The organism is Dyella sp. SG562, from assembly GCF_011759495.1.
Lineage (GTDB): Bacteria > Pseudomonadota > Gammaproteobacteria > Xanthomonadales > Rhodanobacteraceae > Dyella_D > Dyella_D marensis.
In genome coordinates this window covers 328,037-344,929 of sequence record NZ_JAAOYS010000005.1, presented here as the reverse complement: position 1 = coordinate 344,929, position 16,893 = coordinate 328,037, and the positions used below count along the sequence as shown (strand labels likewise).

The window sequence follows — 16,893 nt, the reverse complement described above, 5'->3', positions numbered from 1 at the left end:
CGCATGCCGACCGTACCCCGCGTATCCCAGGCCAGCATCGCGCCGGTCCAGGCTGGCGTGCCGCAGACGCAGGCATTCAACGTCCAGCCAGCACTTAACAGCGTGGCTTCTGCCATCGGTGGCGCAGGCGACCAGCTGGCCTCCATCGCCCAACGGGAACAGGACAAGGCGGATGCTGCCCAGGCCAACCAGGCACGTATCGACCTGGCGAACCAAGAGGCAAGCCTGTTCGATCCCAACAACACCAATGGCGTCTACAGCTACAAGGGCGCGAATGCCCTCCAGGCGATCGGGTCGGTCAATCAACATCTTGATACGTTCTACCAGGACTATCGCAACAAGCTGCCCAGTGCTAAACAGCAGCTCCAGTTCGATCAGCTCTTTGCGAACCATCTCCTTCAGGTCATGGACCGTACGAACAAATACGCCCTGACCGAGAACAATGACTACCAGAAGCAGGCGTACGAAGGGGCGGTTGGCTCAGCCCTGAGTTCGGCGACGACCAAGGCGACGGATGGGGACATCAACGGCGCCAATCTGGCTGCTGCTGATGGCGTGCGATCGATCAAGCAGTACGCCACTGCGCAGGGATGGCCTGACGAGTACACCACAGCCACCATCGACAAGTTCAATAAGTCCGTGCTGGTGGCGACGGATGCGGCCTACAAGGCCAATACCGAGGCGTACATCGCGCAAAACCCGCAGCAGGCATTGAATGACCTGTCTGCGCGCCTTGGCATTGGCCGGTACAGCAGTGCGAACGCGGGCCTACAGCAGGATGCCAGTCTTCCGCGCGGCATCCGCAACAACAACCCGGGCAACATCCGTACCTCCGATATCCAGTGGCAGGGCAAGGTTGACTCGCCGGACACGCAGTACGAAGCCTTCTCAACGCCCGAGGCAGGCATTCGCGCCACCGCCTTGAACGCGGTCACCAAGGCCAATCGCGGCACGAACACCGTTCAGTCGCTCATTTCTGAGTGGGCACCTCCAAACGAGAACAACACGCAGGCTTACATCACGGCTGTCTCGGCCGCTATGGGCGTGTCGCCTACCGATAAGCTCAACCTGAACAATCCGGCGCAGCTTACGTCGCTGACGAACGCAATCATCACCCATGAGAACGGAAGCAATCCGTACTCGCAGGCGCAAATCGCGACCGGTGTGAATGCCGCACTAGGGCAGGGCAAGATTCCCGATACGCACCCTCCAGTGAGTATGGCCGGCGGTGGACTGGTCGTGCCGAACGCGCCCGCCTCCGGTGAGGTCGGCCAGCTAGGTAAGTCCGGCAACTTCACTGTCGACCAGCTCAAGACCGCCGATGTCGTCCAGCTCTATAACCGCGCCCGTGAGGAAGTGAATAAGGTCCAGGTAGAGAACCGCGCGGTCATCCAGCAACGCGTGAACGATGACACTGCGACCTTTAGGACGGGGCAGGAGGTCAGTAATCCGCTCACGCAAGGCGACTTCACTCGTGCCTATGGCGATGTCCAGGGCATGTACCGCTACGGCGCGTACCAAGCCGATCAGCAGTTCGCCGCGGCCTATCAGAAGGTCAACACGCTGCCTGTGTCCCAGCAGGCCGACTTTCTTGCCGCCAACCAGCCAACGGCTGGCGAGGAGAATTTCGCGGTCAAACAGTCGAACTACGATGCCCTGACTAAGGCCATCGAGACCGTCAACCAGCGACGCAACACTGACCCGATGGGCTGGGCGCGCACCGCGAATATGGCCGGCGTGCAGGATTTGGATATGAGTAGCCCGCAGGCACTGGCGTCGTCCATCGCCAACCGGGTTGGGGCGGCCAACACGCTGTCGCAGACCTACCTGACGCCCTATGCACTGCTCTCCAAGAACGAGAATGCGGCCTTGTCTGCGGCAGTTGGAGGCATGTCGTCGCGCAACAAAGCGTCTTTCCTAGGCTCGCTGTCCACCTCGATGGACCCGGCCAACTATCGCCTTGTGGTGAGCGATCTTCAGAAGGATTCGCCGACTACGGCGATTGCCGGACAGATCATGGGGGCGGGTAGGGCGGCCACGATCCAGCCGGATGGCGTTTTCCACTCTGCCGTCTCGATGGATGCTCCGACCATCTCGCAGACCATGTTGGATGGCGAAGCGCTCCTGCATCCGAGCAAGGCCGATAAGGACGAGAATGGGGCTACTAAGTTCGCCATGCCGCCGGATGGTGGAGCAACGGGCTTGCGTGCCACCTGGGGCGCTTTGATTGGCGATGCGTTCCGTGGCAACCCCGAGACGGAAGTGCAGACCTACCAGGCTTACCGTGCGATGTACGCCGGTCTGGCGGCCAAGAAGGGCATCTCTGATGGTACCTACGACGACGGCATTGCCCAGCAGGCCGCGCGCGCGGCTATCGGCAACATCGGGACGTGGAACGGACACCAGGTCATCCCGCCATATGGCATGGACTATAACCACTTCCAGGATGCTGCACAGGCGCAGTGGGAAAAGATCAAGGACAACGTGCCTGGTGCATCTGGAAACGATGTGTGGGGCTACAACATCGATCCGGCTGGCGATAACGTCTATTTCCTGAGCAACGGAACCTCACCGCTCAAGGATAAGCAAGGCCGTCCGGTCACGATCCACATCGACCCTGACTTCAAGCCGGCACCTAAGGGTCCGGGCTTCCTGAGCCGCGTGGGCGCCAAGGCGGGATCCGCGGCGAATGCCGTTCAAGGCGCAGTCCAGAACATCCCTCTGGTGAACTCGGGTTACACCGATGAGTGATCTGACGCCATCCCAGCAGGCGGCTTACGACCGGCTCTATGGGGACAATCCCGAACCCATCCAGGAGTCGATCAAGCCGGGTGTCTTCACTGGCTGGTACAAGGGTGCGGCGGGCATTCCTGGGGGTGCGACGGGTGCGGTACTTGGTATCGGCAGCGCCGCCACCGAAGGCCAGGTCAATCCCGATGACGGCCTGTTCTCACCCAAGGACATCCTCAACCCGATCATCCATCCCAGCATTGAGCAGATTCGGCAGTCCGCTGCGGACTATTACCGCCCGGATCCGCAGACGACGGGCTGGGTAGGAAACACGCTCTATGGCGTAGGCGATGTGCTTACCCGCGTGGCCGTGGGCAACGTCATCGCTCCAGGGGCTGGCCTGCCCATCGCTGCTGGCACGTCCGGCTTTGAGCGTGCCAAGGATCTGGAGTCCCAGGGCGTAGACCCCGCTACGGCGGCTGAATCTGGCGGCATTACTGGCGCCTCGCTCCTTGCCTCGGGCGGCCTGTCCTCGTTCGGCACGTCGACCATTTCTCGCGTCCTGTCAGGCGCTGGCCTCAACGTAGCTTTTGGTGCAAGTGCTCGCGGCCTGGATTCTGCCGTCCTCCGCGCCCATGGCTACGAGGCCCAGGCCGCGCAGCAGGAGTGGAACGATTCGTCGTCTCTCGTTGCCGATGCGGTGATTGGCGGCGCCTTCCATCTGCTACCGCACGCTCGGGAAACGCCCAAGCCCTCGGCCGACGAGATCGATTCAGCCCTTGCGACCAAGAACAACCAGAACGTGATTGACGCCGCCCCTGGCGTTCCTGCTGACCCTGCCGCAGCCGGCGCGCATGTGGATGCCATGGACTTGGCCCATGACCAGCTTACGGATGGTCAGCCGGTCGATGTCGGCCCGGTGGTTAGGGATGCCAATTTCGTGCCGCGGCCGGAGCCGGCGCCAAGGACGATGGCGGAGGTTGGCACCGTTATAGATAACCGTCTTGCGGCCCTAGATGAAGTGGCGCAAGGGGTGCGATCGAAAGGCGATTTGTCTGACCTTGGTAGCGAGGCGGCCGACCTAGAAGACCTTCTTAGGCAGCAGTACCATGCCCGAGACAACAACATCACCCAGGCTCCGGAGAACCAGCTAACGCCCGACGAGCTTTCCTTCGCAGAGAATAGGCTTGCTGAAATCCGGGCACAAATGGAGTCCCACAGGCAGGCGATTGCCGCCCGGAACAATGCCGCCCGCTTACGAGAAAAGCTGGCTAAGACTGACTCTGACCCCGAGCTTCGCGGCATCGCTGAAAGTATTGCCCCATCGAGCACGGCAGAGGCTCGCGCATCGGACATCATGCGATCCGGGCTTCAAGAGGCCGGGATACCTGCCGCCGAGATTGATGCCGCCGCCAAGCCTACGGATGACCAGGTAACGGCAAAGTTCAATCGGAAGCTGGAAGATCATCCGGCAGCGGTATCCGAATACGTCAATCTGCCCGACTCCATGGGTGGCCGCGTGCTCAACACCGACATCGCCCGCGAGTTGTCCCCGGACTACCTGGCTGACCGGACCCGATCTGCACCGGTCCACGAGCCGGCCTCCGACTTCGTGAAGCGGCTTTACGCTGAAAAGCTGGCCCAGCCGACCCCCGAAGGCATGGACCCGATAGTTCAGTTCACGGCCGGTGGTACGGGTGCGGGCAAGACCACGGGCCTGGGCGAAGCACTCGCCAAGAGCGGCGAGAACCCTGAAATCATCTACGACACCAACATGAACACGCTGGGGTCCGCCGAGCAGAAGGTCCAGCAGGCGCTTGATGCTGGCCGCAAGGTGAAGATCCTCTACACCTACCGAGAGCCAGTCGATGCGCTCGTGAATGGCGCTCTGCCGCGCGCTGAAAGGCAGTCCGGCACATTCGGATCAGGCCGCACGGTACCCGTGGCTGAGCACGCCAAGACGCACACGGGGGTGCGCGGGGTGATAGATGCGCTGGCCGCCAAGTACAAGGACGATGACCGCGTTCAGATTGAGGTCTACGACAACAGCCACGGCAGGGGAAATGGCCGGCTTGCGGCACTTGAAGACATCCCAAGGATCGATGAAAATGGCCTCCATGAAAGGCTTAACGCTGCCTTGGAAGAAGAACACCGCGCAGGTCGAATCTCCGACCAGACTCGCGCAGGGTTCCGAGCAGCCGGCCGTGAGTCCGTGGGCGCAGGCCTACGGGGAGAATCTGAACCGCAAGGTTCTCCAGGAGCACGAGAACGACCTGGCAATGCTGCCGCCGGAAGTCAGGGCGAGAAAAACGCCGGAGGAATGGCTGGCGACACCGCCGCTGGAAATACTCAAGCTCGCCCGCGAAGCTCAGAAGTAAATCCAGCCCGTGGCGCTGACCAGACGACAACTGCTGGAGAAGCAGGAACGAATCGCCGAGCTGGAGAAGCAGGGCGCGCAGACGCTAACGGAGATGCGGCGGCTAAGTCGCAAGCTGGCCTCGATCCGGCGCGAGTTGCAGACGTTGAACGCGCCCGCACCATCGCCGAGCAATCCCCCGACGTCCAGCTAGATGACGGCACCACGGCGGCTGACGCGATGCGCGCCGCTGACGACGAAGTACGCCAAGCCGAGCAGACAGGTTCCGCCATCCAGGCGGCCGTAGCCTGCTTCCTGCGTTTCGGGAGTGACCTATGAGGCAGGAGTGCATCCAGGCGGTCAATCTGGCGCTTGGACGATCCGCGACGGTGGGTGAAACGCGAGACATCGAGAACCGTATCCGCCTCAGTATGCGCAAGCTTGCCGGCGCCGATCCTGTGGGCTGGCGGCAATTGAGCGCGCCGGAGCAGCTACAGCGCGCCGCCGTGGACGCGGCACAGAGTATCAGCCACGAGGCCGCGGTGAAGCGTCTACGCACGGCCCAAGCTATCCTTGCTCATGACCGCATGCGCAACTACATCGACGCACAGGTGGCTTCCGGGTACGACAAGAATGGCATTGAAGCGCTGGAGCGCATGCTCGCCAGCAAGGCCGATGGCAAGAACAACGTCATCTCGGTAGAGGCATCGCGTCGCGGTATCGAGGCCAACGCGTCTCGCCTCATGTCCAAGAGCTGGAATGTGGCCGGCGGTAAGTTCCTGCATCTTCTGAGGGACAAGCTATCCGAGGCCACGCTTGTTCGTGCACTCCATGGCGACAAGACGACTCCAAAAGCATTTCAGGACGCCGCCGCCGATTTCCACGATGCCGCCGAATCGCTCCGCCAGCGCTTCAATGCGGCCGGCGGTGACATCGGCCGCCTAGATAACTGGGGCATGCCGCATTCGTGGAGCGATGCAAGGGTTATCAAGGCAGGCCGGCAGGCCTGGACCGATTTCATGCTGCCGCTGATGGATCGGTCTCGGTATACCCATGAGGACGGCAGGCCGTACACCGATGCCGAGATGCGTGGCCTTTTGGACGAAGCGTGGACGTCAGTCGCTACTGGTGGCGCCAACAAGGTCATTGGCGGCGAACGCGCTCCCGGTGGCGGCATCAAGGCCAACCGTAACCGGGCCGAGCGTCAAATCCACCTCAAGGACGCCGAAGCCTACATGGCGGCTATGGGCAAGTTCTCCGAGCGTGGTGTCATGGACGCGATGATGGGTCATATCAGTCGCCTATCGCGCGATATCGCTCTCGTAGAACAGTTCGGCCCCAACGCTGACCGACAGTTCGCCCATTTCCTGGATCAGGAGACGGCTAAAGCCAAGATCGACAATCCGGGCCGAAAGGGAGTCGCGGACAAACAGGCCAAGTTCGCCGAACGCCTCTACAACTTCCAGGCTGGCAACGGTGCGCCGCCGCCGGAGAGCTGGCACGGTAAAGCTCTCCAGGTCTGGCGTGACCTCAACGTGCTCAAGCTTGGCAGCACGCTGATCTCGTCCATCGCCGACTATGGAACGATGCACCTGACGGCCCACGTCAACGGCATTCCGTCCTACAAGATGTTCCTGAATGAGCTTCGCGCGCTCAATCCAGCCGATAAATCCGAGCGAGCCATTGCTGAATCCGCCGGCCTAATGGTCCGCGAATACTCCCAGCAGCTCGCCCGCTACGGTGGCGATATTGGATCGCATGGATGGTCTCAGAAACTGTCCAACACCTTCCTCAAGGTCACGCTTCTGCCCTATGCCACGGAGGCAAGGCGCCGCGCCTTTAGCTACGGGATGATGGACCAGGTAGGCAAGGCGGTTCGTGACTTCGATACGCTGGACAAGCTCAATGATGCCGACCAACGTTTCTTGAAGCGGTCGGGCATCACCCAGGACGATTGGGATGTCATGCGTCTAGCACAGGCCGATGACTGGGGTGGCAACCACACCATGCTGACGCCGGACAGCATCTATCGGATTCCTGATGCCGATGTCGCCAAGGTGACAAACGAAGATCCGCGCATCGCCAAGGATCGTGCGGCCTCTAACCTGATGGGTTTCGTGATCGGCGAGCAGGATAGGGCGGTGATCGAGCCTGGCGTGCGTACCCGCGTTCGACTCGGCGCGGACAAGCCTGCGGATGGCATTGCCGGCTTCATCTCGAAGAGCTTTGCACTGTTCAAGTCGTTCAGTTTCGAGCTGACCGAGCAGCACTTGAACCGAGCGCTCCATGCCTTCGAGACCAAGCGAGGATCGGCTGCTTACTTGGCCGCACTCATTGCGTCAACGACCATCCTTGGCGCCGTCGCCAATGGCATCAAAGATATCGTGTCAGGACGTGATCCACGGACGCTCAACCTCAGCAACAAGGACGGCTGGAAGAACTGGGTAGCTGCTCTCACAACGGGCGGCGGCCTTGGTCTCTACGGGGACTTCCTGGTCAACACCTACGGCTCGCACGGGTCCACCCTCGCCGAACAGGTAGCCGGCCCCTTGGTGGCCGATGCTTCGACGTTGCTCAACGTTGGACAGCAGGCCGTGGCTAGCACCACGGACCCCAATGCTGACCTGATGAAGCAGATCCGTCCCACTGGGCCAAGTACCGTCAATGCTCTGAAAGCCTACGTTCCCGGCGCATCGCTTTGGTACACCAAGGCCGCGATGGATCACCTCATCTTCAACCAGCTTTCCGACCAACTTTCGCCTGGCTATCTCAACCGCATGAAAGCCAAGGCAAGGCAGCAGAAGCGCACGAACTGGTGGGAGCCTGACCAAGGCACGCCCAACCGGGCTCCAGACCTAAGCTCCGCAGCTCGCTGAACCCTCCGCATCGCACATCCATAGGCCGCCTCCGGGCGGCCTTTTCTTTTGGGGAATGCCGTGACCATCTCGACCTACACTTCGTCAAACACGTTCGTCGGCACCGGGACGAATGGTCCATTTCCGTGCAACTTCCGCATTTTCAGCGATTCCGATCCAACCGTATCGCTCATCAATACGACGACCGGAACTTCTACGACGCTGGTTCTTAATTCGGACTACACCATCGTAGGCGCTGGAGATCAGGGTGGATTCACCCTATCGACCACGAATGTAGTTCCGACTGGAACGAACCTTCTCGTGTCTCGGTCGATTCCCATCGATCAGCCTACGGATTTCACGAATCAAGGTTCGTTCTTCCCGACGATGCATGAGGACATGGCCGACCGCATCGTGATGCAGATTCAGCAGTTGGCTCATTCGATCAGCCTAGCGTTGACGATGCCTGATGGCCTTTTCCCGTCACCCACTAGCAAGCTTCCTATTCCACTGCCAGGTAGCCTGCTCGGCTGGGCGCAGGATGGTCTGTCGCTCGTCAACACGGGTGGTAGCGGAGTTGGCGCCGGAAGTATCATCGACGCCAATGTATCCAATACCGCTGGCGTGCAGGCTTCCAAGCTCAATTTCACCCAGGTTGGTACAGGCGCCCAGGTTCGCACGGTGCAGTCCAAGCTTGGCGACACCGTGAGCATCAAGGATTTTGGCGCCGTTTGCGATGGCGTCCATGACGACTCCGTAGCCATCAATAGCGCTCTTGCTTCGGGTGCAAGCCGCGTCAAGTTCCTTGGTACGGCTCTAGTGTCAAAGCCGCTATACTACCCTAGCAACATCATCATCGAGTTCGATCAGGGCGCATCAGTCGTTCCGGTGGCGCTGGCAAGCTTCCAGAAGCTCACTCTCAATGGTGTTGACTGGGGCTATGCCATTTTCATGAACGTGAACTGGCAAGCGTCCTCGGTCACCGACAGCAATGTGACCTTCATCAATCCTCGATGCTCGCCGTCGTCGGCTTGGAACGGTCACTTCATCGGTTCACGCAAACTCAGCAACTTGCAGGTTATCGGATCCTATTGCACGAACATGGCTGATGTCGTGTCCAGCATGTCGTGTGTCGATGTCCTGGTTAAAGACGGATGGTGCAATAACATCTCTAACTGTGCGTATGACTTTTGGGAAGGACCGGCACGCATCACGGTGGTTAACTGCACCACCATCAATGCCAACGGTGGCGTCAACTTCAACGCAGTAGACACCTACAACAACGGCCCCTTCACAGCCGATACGCTTCTCGTCCAGGGATGTCGTTTCTATAGCTCCGCTACGTCAGCCGTTTATGTCGCGCCGCTCGGCAACACCTCGTTCTGCACCAATATCAAGATCCTGGACAACTTCATCGACCAAGCCAACACGGCCACGGGAACGGGTGGTGGTGGTCGTGTCTGGAATGGCATTACTGTGCAGCGATCCAGCGTGATCGATATCCGCGGCAATACCATGAACAGGATCGGTTCGGGCGCAGCGCCGATCATCGTTACGACCGATGCAGGCGGAGCAAGCCAGCAGACGTTGATCGTGGACAACACGGTCAACAATTCAACGCTTGGCTCCAGTGGCTTCTATATCCAATGCTACGGCGCCAATTCCAAGGTCTGGAACAACCGCGCGCTGAATTCGACGGCCACGGGTGGTGTAGGCATTGCGGTCAACGACCCTACTTCGGTCGTCGGCCCCAACCTCATGGCGGGCGCTACCACCTATCTCGTCAACCAGAACCCTGGAGGTGGCGCTACGTCGGCCGCCTTGCAGCTGGATCAGAACACCACAGTCTCGGGTGGTCGATGGGACACCCCTCAGCCCATCCGTGCCCAAGCGTTCCAGCCTGGCGTTTCCTATGCCATCACCGCCACTGGCACGACTTCTGGTACGGCGCTCCAGCTGACCAAGCCCTTCAACTACGTGAATGGTGGCGCTGCGAACTCCGGCGTCATGCTGCCTCAGAACACCGGCAACCGTGCTGGCGAGGAGTGGATTATCTGGAATCAGTCTGGCAATACCATTCTGGTGTACCCGTGGCCTGGCGATACCATTGGTGGCTCTGGCTCGCTATCCGTCGCCACATCCACGAAGGCCCGCCTTGTGGCTATCACGGGCACGCTATGGATCGTCGCTTAAGCTAAAATCATCCCCTGACGCTTGGAATGGATCAGGGGATGAAGGCTACTACTCGCCTGGATGGCATCGAATCACTGCGAGCCTACGCGGCCGTCTCGATTATCTTCTTCCACCTCATCGGCTCGGGTGGCGCCACCGTGCCGGATAGTCTCAGCTTCATTAAGACCCATTTTGGATTCGGGGTCCCTCTGTTCTTCGTCGTCAGCGGATTTAGCCTTGCGTACGGATATTGGGGCAAGCTGTCGAACGAGTCACAGCTTGGTCCGTACTTCCTGCGGCGCTTCGCCCGCATTGCCCCACTGTTCTATGCGGTGCTGGTCTTCCAGCTCATCAATGTATGGCTTGAGGATGGAGTGACGTTCGCGCCACTGGATGTGGCTATGAACGCCTTGTTCGCCTTCAATCTCGTCCCACATCTGACGGAAGGCATTGTCCCGGCCTCGTGGACGATTGGCGTTGAGATGCTGTTCTACGTGATCTTCCCGCTATGCCTGATGGCATGCAAAAGCCTCACGCGAACAGCCTTCATCTTGGCCCTGTCGATCCTTGTCTCCACGGCGACGACCATCGACCTCAAGCCGCTTGAGAACTACCAAGCGAGCTTCGTCTATCACAACGTGGTTGCCCAGCTCCCGTATTTCATATGGGGCATGCTGTTCTTCCACATTCATCGGGCTATCGCCTCGGCGGTCGATGCTCGCCATGCCCGCATGATCTGCTGGGCGCTCTGTGTTGCCGGTATCGCCGGTATCTATACCATGTACGCCAGCAGTGGCCTCTACATGTTCTTCTGGACCCGCGGCCTTCGGCCAACCTGGGACATGCTGTGGGGGCTTCCCTTCGGAATCCTCTGCCTCGCCATGGCCCTGCATCCCTCGCGGCTCCTGTCCAATCCAGTCACGCGATACCTCGGCAAGGTCAGTTTCAGCCTCTACCTTGTCCATCCCACCGTGCTCTACAAGCTAGGCAAGGCAGGCGCCTACAACTGGGTCTATGCCAAGCTTCCAGAGCACCAGGCCATCGCTTACTTCATCTGCCTGCTGTTCTCGCTGGCGATCATTGCGGCTATCGCGACCGTGACTTTCAGGCTCATCGAGCAGCCCGGCATGGACTGGGGTAAGCGGATTGCCACTAGGGAAGCCAAGCCAGCGGTCGCATGACGCTTCGCACCCCCTGAGACCGCCCCGGCGTAGCCTGCGCCGATGCCCGACATCCTCATCGAATGGGAGCGCGTCAGCTGCGGCCTTGATCTTCTCGACCTGTGGACGGGCAGGCTGGTCAGCCCTGTCCGTACCGTGCCATTCCTCAAGATCAGCAAGCGCATCGACCACGGCTGGGTGCTGCACTTCTGCCCGCAAGGCATCAGCATCTACAAGCCCGAGACGTATCACTACTACGGGACCAGGGAGAGGGCGGAGCGGCATGCCCTGAGGTGGGCTGGGGCGCATTGGGAGACGATTCCTCAGGCTTGAGGCTACAATCTCTGGCGACCGCCCAAACAGAAAGGGCGCCCTGTTAGGCGCCCATCCCGTCAAAATTACGCCAGATGCCGAATAAACCAAGCAGCTATGCGATGTGTTGGTGCCCAGGAGAGGACTCGAACCTCCACGGTTTTACCCGCTAGTACCTGAAACTAGTGCGTCTACCAATTCCGCCACCTGGGCAGGTGTCCCGCGCCGCGCTAAGCGAGCTGCGTGAGCCGCGTAGATTAGGGATGGAGCTGTGGGTTGTCAACTATTCTTTTACCGATTCTTCATCGCGCTTCGTCGGACCGACGCAGCGCCTTTCATCAAGGCTGATAAGTGACCCGAAAAAAACAGGACCAGCCGGCTAGCCCCGGCAAACCGAAGACCGCCAACCGCCCGGCGCAGGCCGGCAAGGCGGCGCCCGCGCCGCGCAAGCGCGCCGACGCAGCGCGCGGCGCGTCCGACCCGCACGCCGAGCGCGAGGCCCAGCGCTACGAGCGCCCGATACCCAGCCGCGAGGCGATCCTCGCCCTGCTCACCGAGCGCGGCGAGCTGCTGAGCGAGGCGCGCATCGCCGAAGCACTGCAGCTGCACGACGAATACGACCTGCACGCGCTGCGCAAGCGCCTGGGCGCGATGGTGCGCGACGGCCAGCTGCTGCTCGGCCGCCGCGGCGGCTATGCGCCCAGCAACAAGCTCGACCTGATCGCCGGCCAGGTGCTGGCCAATGCCGAGGGCTACGGTTTCCTGCGCCCGGACGACGGCACCGAAGACCTCTATCTGTCGCCGCAGCAGATGCGCCAGGTGCTGCACGGCGACCGCGTGCTGGCCAGCGTGGTCGGCCTGGACCGGCGCGGCCGCAAGCAGGGCGCCATCGTCGAAGTGCTGCAGCGCCGCTCGCCGCGGCTGGTCGGCCGCGTGGTGATGGAGAACGGCGTGACCATGGTGGCGCCGGACGACCGCCGCGTGCACCAGGACATCATGATCAAGCCCGGCCAGAACCAGGGCGCGCGCAACGGCCAGATCGTGGTGGTGGAAATCACCGACCCGCCGACGCCGCACCGCGGCCCGATGGGCAACATCCTGGCCGTGCTGGGCGAGCGGCTGGAGCCTTCGCTGCTGGTGGAGATGGCGATCGCCAGCTACGACCTGCCGCGCGAATGGCCGCCGGAAGTGACGCGCGAGGCCGCCCAGGTCGAGCCGCAGGTGACCGCCGCCGAGCGCGAGGGCAGGGTGGATCTGCGCTCGCTGCCGCTGGTGACCATCGACGGCGCCGACGCGCGCGACTTCGACGACGCCGTCTACGCCGAACCCAAGCGCGGCGGCGGCTACCGCCTGGTGGTGGCGATCGCCGACGTCTCGCATTACGTGCCGGTGGGCAGCGCGCTGGACCGCGAGGCCTACGAGCGCAGCACGTCCACCTATTTCCCCGGCTTCGTGGTGCCGATGCTGCCGGAGACGCTGTCCAACGGCATCTGCTCGCTCAATCCGAAGGTCGAGCGCCTGTGCATGGTGTGCGACATGACGGTGGACGACGAGGGCGAAGTGATCCGCTCGAAGTTCTACAGCGCCGTGATGTACTCGCATGCGCGCTGCACCTACGACCGCGTGTGGCAGGCGATCGGCCTGAACGATGCGGACGCGCGCCACGAGCTGGCCGACGTGCTGCCGCAGCTGGAGAACCTGCACGGCCTGTACAAGCTGCTGGCCGCGCAGCGCAAGCGCCGCGGCGCGATCGACTTCGAGACGCCGGAGGTGAAGTTCCGCCTGGACAACACCGGCGACGTGGTGGCGATGGGCGCCACCGAGCGCAACGACGCGCACAAGCTGATCGAGGAATGCATGATCGCCGCCAACGTGCAGGCGGCCATGTTCCTGGAGAAGAAGAAAATCCCCGCGCTGTTCCGCGCCCACGAGCAGCCGCCGGAAGAGAAGTACGAGGACGTGCAGCAGTTCCTGCGCGAGTTCAAGCTGCGCCTGCCGCCGCTGGACGAAGTGACGCCCGGCGATTTCGCCGACGTGCTGCGCATGGTCAAGGACCGCCCCGAGCGCGAACTGGTGCAGTCGGTGCTGCTGCGCGCGCAGAGCCTGGCCGCCTACCAGCCGGACAACCGCGGCCACTTCGGCCTGGCGCTGGAGGCCTACGCGCATTTCACCTCGCCGATCCGCCGCTATCCGGACCTGCTGGTGCACCGCGCGATCCGCTATGCGGTGGAAGGCGGCAAGCCGGCCGACTACGTGTACAGCCCCGCGCAGATGGCGGCGATGGCCTTGCATTGCTCGCAGCGCGAGCGCCGCGCCGAGGAAGCCGAGCGCGACGTGGACGAGCGCTACAAGTGCGCGTGGATGTCCAAGCACGTGGGCAGCGAGTTCGACGGCACCGTTACCGGCGTCACCTCGTTCGGCCTGTTCGTGGAGCTGAAGGAGTCGAAGGTGTCCGGCCTGGTGCATATCAGCCAGCTGTCCAACGACTACTACCACTTCGACCCGATCCGCCACCTGCTGAAGGGCGAACGCAGCGGCGCGCAGTTCCGCCTGGGCGACCACGTGCGCGTGCAGGTGCTGCGCGCCAGCCTGGAGGACCGCAAGATCGACTTCCGCCTGGTCGGCAAGAGCGAGCCCTTCGTGCCGCCGCGCGCCGCGCGCGCCTACGACTACGCGCAGGCCGGCGAGCGCTATTCGCTGCCCAAGCTGCCGAAGCCTCCCGCGGGCGGCGAGCGCAAGACGGCGCCGTCGCGCGATAATGCGCGCGATGCGGCGCCGCCTTCGCGTTTCTCCAAGGGCGGCGCCAAGGCGAAAACCGCGGGTGGCGCCAAGGCCGGCAAGAGCAAGGCCGGCGCACCGCGCGAGAGCGGGCGTCCGTCCGCGAAACCTAAAGGCAAGCGATGAGCGAGAGTTGGATCGTCGGGATCAACCCGGTCGAAGGCGCGTTGAGCAACGACGCCGAACGCGTGCGCGAAGTGCTGGTCGAGAACGGCCAGCGCAATGCGCGCGTGCATGAACTGGCCGAGCGCGCCAAGGCGCTGCGCATTCCGGTGCACCACCGTCCGCGCGAGCAGCTGGACAAAGTGGCGGGCGAGGCGCGCCACCAGGGCGTCGTCGCGCGCTACGAGGCGCCGCCGATGGCGAACGAGGGCGACCTGCCCGAGCTGCTGGAGCAGGCCGGGCCGGATGCGCTGGTGCTGGTGCTGGACGGCGTCACCGACCCGCACAACCTCGGCGCCTGCCTGCGCAGCGCGGCGGCGGCCAAGGTCACCGCGGTGGTGGTGCCGAAGGACCGCGCCGTCGGCCTCACGCCGGTGGTGCGCCGCGCCTCGGCCGGCGGCGCCGACCGCGTGCCGCTGGTGGCCGCCACCAACCTGGCGCGCGCGCTGCGCACGCTGAAGGACGCCGGCGTGTGGATCACCGGCCTGGCCGGCGACACCGAAACCTCGATCTACGACATCGACCTGAAGGGCCCGGTGGCCCTGGTGCTCGGCAGCGAAGGCGAGGGCATGCGCCGCCTCACGCGCGAGATCTGCGACTTCCTGGCGCGCATCCCTATGCCAGGCTCGATGGAAAGCCTCAACGTCTCCGTCGCCACCGGCGTGGTGCTGTTCGAGGCGCTGCGCCAAAGGAGTGCGAAACGATGAATATCCTGTGGCACGACTGGGCCGGCTATCTCGGCGTGGTGCTGGTGCTGCTGGCCTTCCTGCTGCTGCAGGCGCGCAAGCTGCACGGCAACGGGCTGGTGTACCAGCTGATGAATGTGCTGGGCGCGCTGGGCGTGATGCTGTCCCTGCTGTTCGGCAGCTTCAATGCATCGGCCTTCGTGATGCAGCTGGCCTGGATGGTGATCGGCATCTATGGCATCGCCAACAGTGCGCGCGTGCGGCGCGAGCTGAAGGACGTGGAGCGGCGCATCAGCTGAATGGCGAGTCAGAAGGCGGAGCGCGCGGCTTGGTAGAATGCGCGGGCTCCGGCCTTCCGCCGGCTTGCGGGGACGGCCCCGCTCGTATCCTCACCCGCGGGGACGGCCCCGCAGCGTGGGATGCGGTCCGCATGCGCAAGGCATGCGTCGATCGGCTCCCAAGGAGTCCATCATGCCCTGGATCTATCTTGTGCTCGCCGGCCTGTTCGAGATCGGCTGGGCAATCGGCCTGAAATACACCGAAGGCTTCACCCGCCCGTGGCCCACCGTGGGCACGTTGGCGGCGATGACTGTCAGCATCGTCCTGCTCGCGCTGGCGGTGAAGACCTTGCCGATCGGTACGGCCTACGCGGTGTGGACCGGCATCGGCGCGGTCGGCGCGGTGATCCTCGGCATCGTGCTGTTCGGCGATCCGGCGACGCCGGCGCGGTTGTTGTGCGTGGCGTTGATTTTTGTCGGGATCATCGGCCTGAAGCTCACCGGCGGCGCGCATTGATCGGCGTCATCCGGCGTAGGTTGGGGTGAGCCGCAGGCGAACCCCAACGTGGCCGGGCGCATCGCATGTTGGGGTTCGCCTGTGGCTCACCCCAACCTACGCAACGAAAAAGCGGCCCGCCTTACTCGCGATCGCCCAGCTTGGTGATCTCGGGGCTGGAGGTGAAGTCGCGCTTGCTCCGCTGCGTGGTCAGCGGCTCGCCGTGCACCTGGAACCAGATGTTCTCGGCGATATTGGTGGCGTGGTCGCCGATGCGCTCGATGTTCTTGGCCATGAACAGCAGGTGCGTGCACGGCGTGATGTTGCGCGGGTCTTCCATCATGTAGGTGAGCAGCTGGCGGAAGTAGCCGGTGTAGGCCTCGTCCAGCAGGGCGTCGTCCTTCCACACCTGGTAGGCGCGTTCGGCGTCGCGGTCCCGGTAGGCCACCAGCACTTCGCGCACTTCGCCGGCGGCCAGCTCGGCCAGGTAGCCAAGGCCGTTGGTGGGGGCGATGGGCGCCACCATCGACAGCGGGATGGAGCGCTTGGCCACGTTGGCGGCGTAGTCGCCGATGCGCTCGATGTCGGCGGCGATGCGCAGCGCGGCGAACACGTTGCGCAGGTCGCCGGCGATCGGCGCGCGCAGCGCCAGCAGGCGCACCACGTCGTGGCTGATTTCCTGTTCGAGCTGGTCGATGGCGTCGTCGTTGGCGACCACGCGCTGGGCGGCGCGCTCGTCGCGGCGCTCGACCACGTCGATGGCCGATTCCAGCTGCGTCACGGCCAGTTCGCCCATGCGCACGATCTCGCCGGTGAGGCGGGCGAGTTCGTCGTCGTAGCTCTTGATGATGTGTTCTTTCGAGGTGCCGGTCATGGGGCGGGTCCTGTTATAGGGGGACGGGGAACAG

11 protein-coding genes and 1 tRNA gene are annotated in these 16,893 nt (G+C 62.9%); 10 read left to right on the top strand and 2 right to left on the bottom strand.

Annotated features, from left to right (window positions below):
• Nucleotides 1-3 precede the first annotated feature (3 nt).
• The 6 genes from FHW84_RS12385 to FHW84_RS12360 are packed head-to-tail and all read left to right on the top strand — an operon-like array spanning nt 4 to nt 11,606.
• A complete protein-coding gene (locus FHW84_RS12385; protein ID WP_167255888.1) occupies nt 4-2,751 on the top strand; it encodes a hypothetical protein in 2,748 nt (915 codons plus the stop codon).
• Nucleotides 2,744-5,425: a zeta toxin family protein gene (locus FHW84_RS12380; protein WP_167255886.1), complete on the top strand. Its 2,682-nt coding sequence runs from the start codon at nt 2,744-2,746 to the stop codon at nt 5,423-5,425. Before FHW84_RS12385 ends, FHW84_RS12380 begins: the two co-directional genes overlap by 8 nt.
• Nucleotides 5,422-7,962, top strand: coding sequence for a hypothetical protein (locus FHW84_RS12375; RefSeq protein ID WP_167255884.1), 2,541 nt, complete (start codon nt 5,422-5,424; stop codon nt 7,960-7,962). The genes FHW84_RS12380 and FHW84_RS12375 overlap by 4 nt, the downstream gene beginning before the upstream one ends.
• A gap of 60 nt (nt 7,963-8,022) precedes the next feature.
• The gene (locus tag FHW84_RS12370) at nt 8,023-10,134 is read left to right on the top strand and encodes a hypothetical protein (protein ID WP_167255882.1); all 2,112 of its coding nucleotides are present in this window, start codon (nt 8,023-8,025) and stop codon (nt 10,132-10,134) included.
• Between the two features lie 38 nt (nt 10,135-10,172).
• Entirely contained in the window at nt 10,173-11,294 is a 1,122-nt protein-coding gene (locus FHW84_RS12365; protein ID WP_167255880.1) for an acyltransferase, read from the top strand.
• Between the two features lie 42 nt (nt 11,295-11,336).
• A complete protein-coding gene (locus FHW84_RS12360) occupies nt 11,337-11,606 on the top strand; it encodes a hypothetical protein (RefSeq protein ID WP_167255878.1) in 270 nt (89 codons plus the stop codon).
• Nucleotides 11,607-11,713: 107 nt separating this feature from the next.
• Here the strand turns inward: FHW84_RS12360 and FHW84_RS12355 are convergent.
• Nucleotides 11,714-11,798: transfer RNA gene (locus FHW84_RS12355), tRNA-Leu, on the bottom strand.
• Between the two features lie 138 nt (nt 11,799-11,936).
• On the opposite strand from FHW84_RS12355, the gene rnr reads away from it, so the two are divergent.
• The 4 genes from rnr (at nt 11,937) to sugE (ending at nt 16,006) form a co-directional block, all read left to right on the top strand.
• Nucleotides 11,937-14,489 carry a ribonuclease R gene (rnr, locus tag FHW84_RS12350; RefSeq protein WP_167255876.1) on the top strand — a complete coding sequence of 851 codons (2,553 nt, stop codon included), beginning with the start codon at nt 11,937-11,939 and terminating at the stop codon, nt 14,487-14,489.
• Nucleotides 14,486-15,232: a 23S rRNA (guanosine(2251)-2'-O)-methyltransferase RlmB gene (gene rlmB, locus FHW84_RS12345; protein ID WP_167255875.1), complete on the top strand. Its 747-nt coding sequence runs from the start codon at nt 14,486-14,488 to the stop codon at nt 15,230-15,232. The genes rnr and rlmB overlap by 4 nt, the downstream gene beginning before the upstream one ends.
• Nucleotides 15,229-15,510, top strand: a complete 282-nt coding sequence (locus FHW84_RS12340) for a hypothetical protein (protein ID WP_167255873.1) — start codon at nt 15,229-15,231, stop codon at nt 15,508-15,510. The genes rlmB and FHW84_RS12340 overlap by 4 nt, the downstream gene beginning before the upstream one ends.
• Before the next feature lie 172 nt (nt 15,511-15,682).
• A complete protein-coding gene (gene sugE / locus FHW84_RS12335) occupies nt 15,683-16,006 on the top strand; it encodes a quaternary ammonium compound efflux SMR transporter SugE (RefSeq protein WP_167255871.1) in 324 nt (107 codons plus the stop codon).
• Nucleotides 16,007-16,127: 121 nt separating this feature from the next.
• Here the strand turns inward: sugE and phoU are convergent, their stop codons facing one another.
• On the bottom strand, nt 16,128-16,859 hold the full coding sequence (phoU, locus tag FHW84_RS12330) for a phosphate signaling complex protein PhoU (RefSeq protein ID WP_167255869.1): 732 nt from the start codon (nt 16,857-16,859) through the stop codon (nt 16,128-16,130).
• Nucleotides 16,860-16,893 lie beyond the last annotated feature (34 nt).

What these genes read in the sequence shown, in the direction of transcription:
- FHW84_RS12380 (WP_167255886.1), top strand. Translation starts at nt 2,744, where the DNA reads ATGAGTGATCTGACGCCATCCCAGCAGGCGGCTTACGACCGGCTCTAT.
- FHW84_RS12365 (WP_167255880.1), top strand. Translation starts at nt 10,173, where the DNA reads ATGAAGGCTACTACTCGCCTGGATGGCATCGAATCACTGCGAGCCTAC.
- FHW84_RS12385 (WP_167255888.1), top strand. Translation starts at nt 4, where the DNA reads ATGCCGACCGTACCCCGCGTATCCCAGGCCAGCATCGCGCCGGTCCAG.
- rlmB (WP_167255875.1), top strand. Translation starts at nt 14,486, where the DNA reads ATGAGCGAGAGTTGGATCGTCGGGATCAACCCGGTCGAAGGCGCGTTG.
- FHW84_RS12375 (WP_167255884.1), top strand. Translation starts at nt 5,422, where the DNA reads ATGAGGCAGGAGTGCATCCAGGCGGTCAATCTGGCGCTTGGACGATCC.
- FHW84_RS12340 (WP_167255873.1), top strand. Translation starts at nt 15,229, where the DNA reads ATGAATATCCTGTGGCACGACTGGGCCGGCTATCTCGGCGTGGTGCTG.
- sugE (WP_167255871.1), top strand. Translation starts at nt 15,683, where the DNA reads ATGCCCTGGATCTATCTTGTGCTCGCCGGCCTGTTCGAGATCGGCTGG.
- phoU (WP_167255869.1), bottom strand. Translation starts at nt 16,859, where the DNA reads ATGACCGGCACCTCGAAAGAACACATCATCAAGAGCTACGACGACGAA.
- FHW84_RS12360 (WP_167255878.1), top strand. Translation starts at nt 11,337, where the DNA reads ATGCCCGACATCCTCATCGAATGGGAGCGCGTCAGCTGCGGCCTTGAT.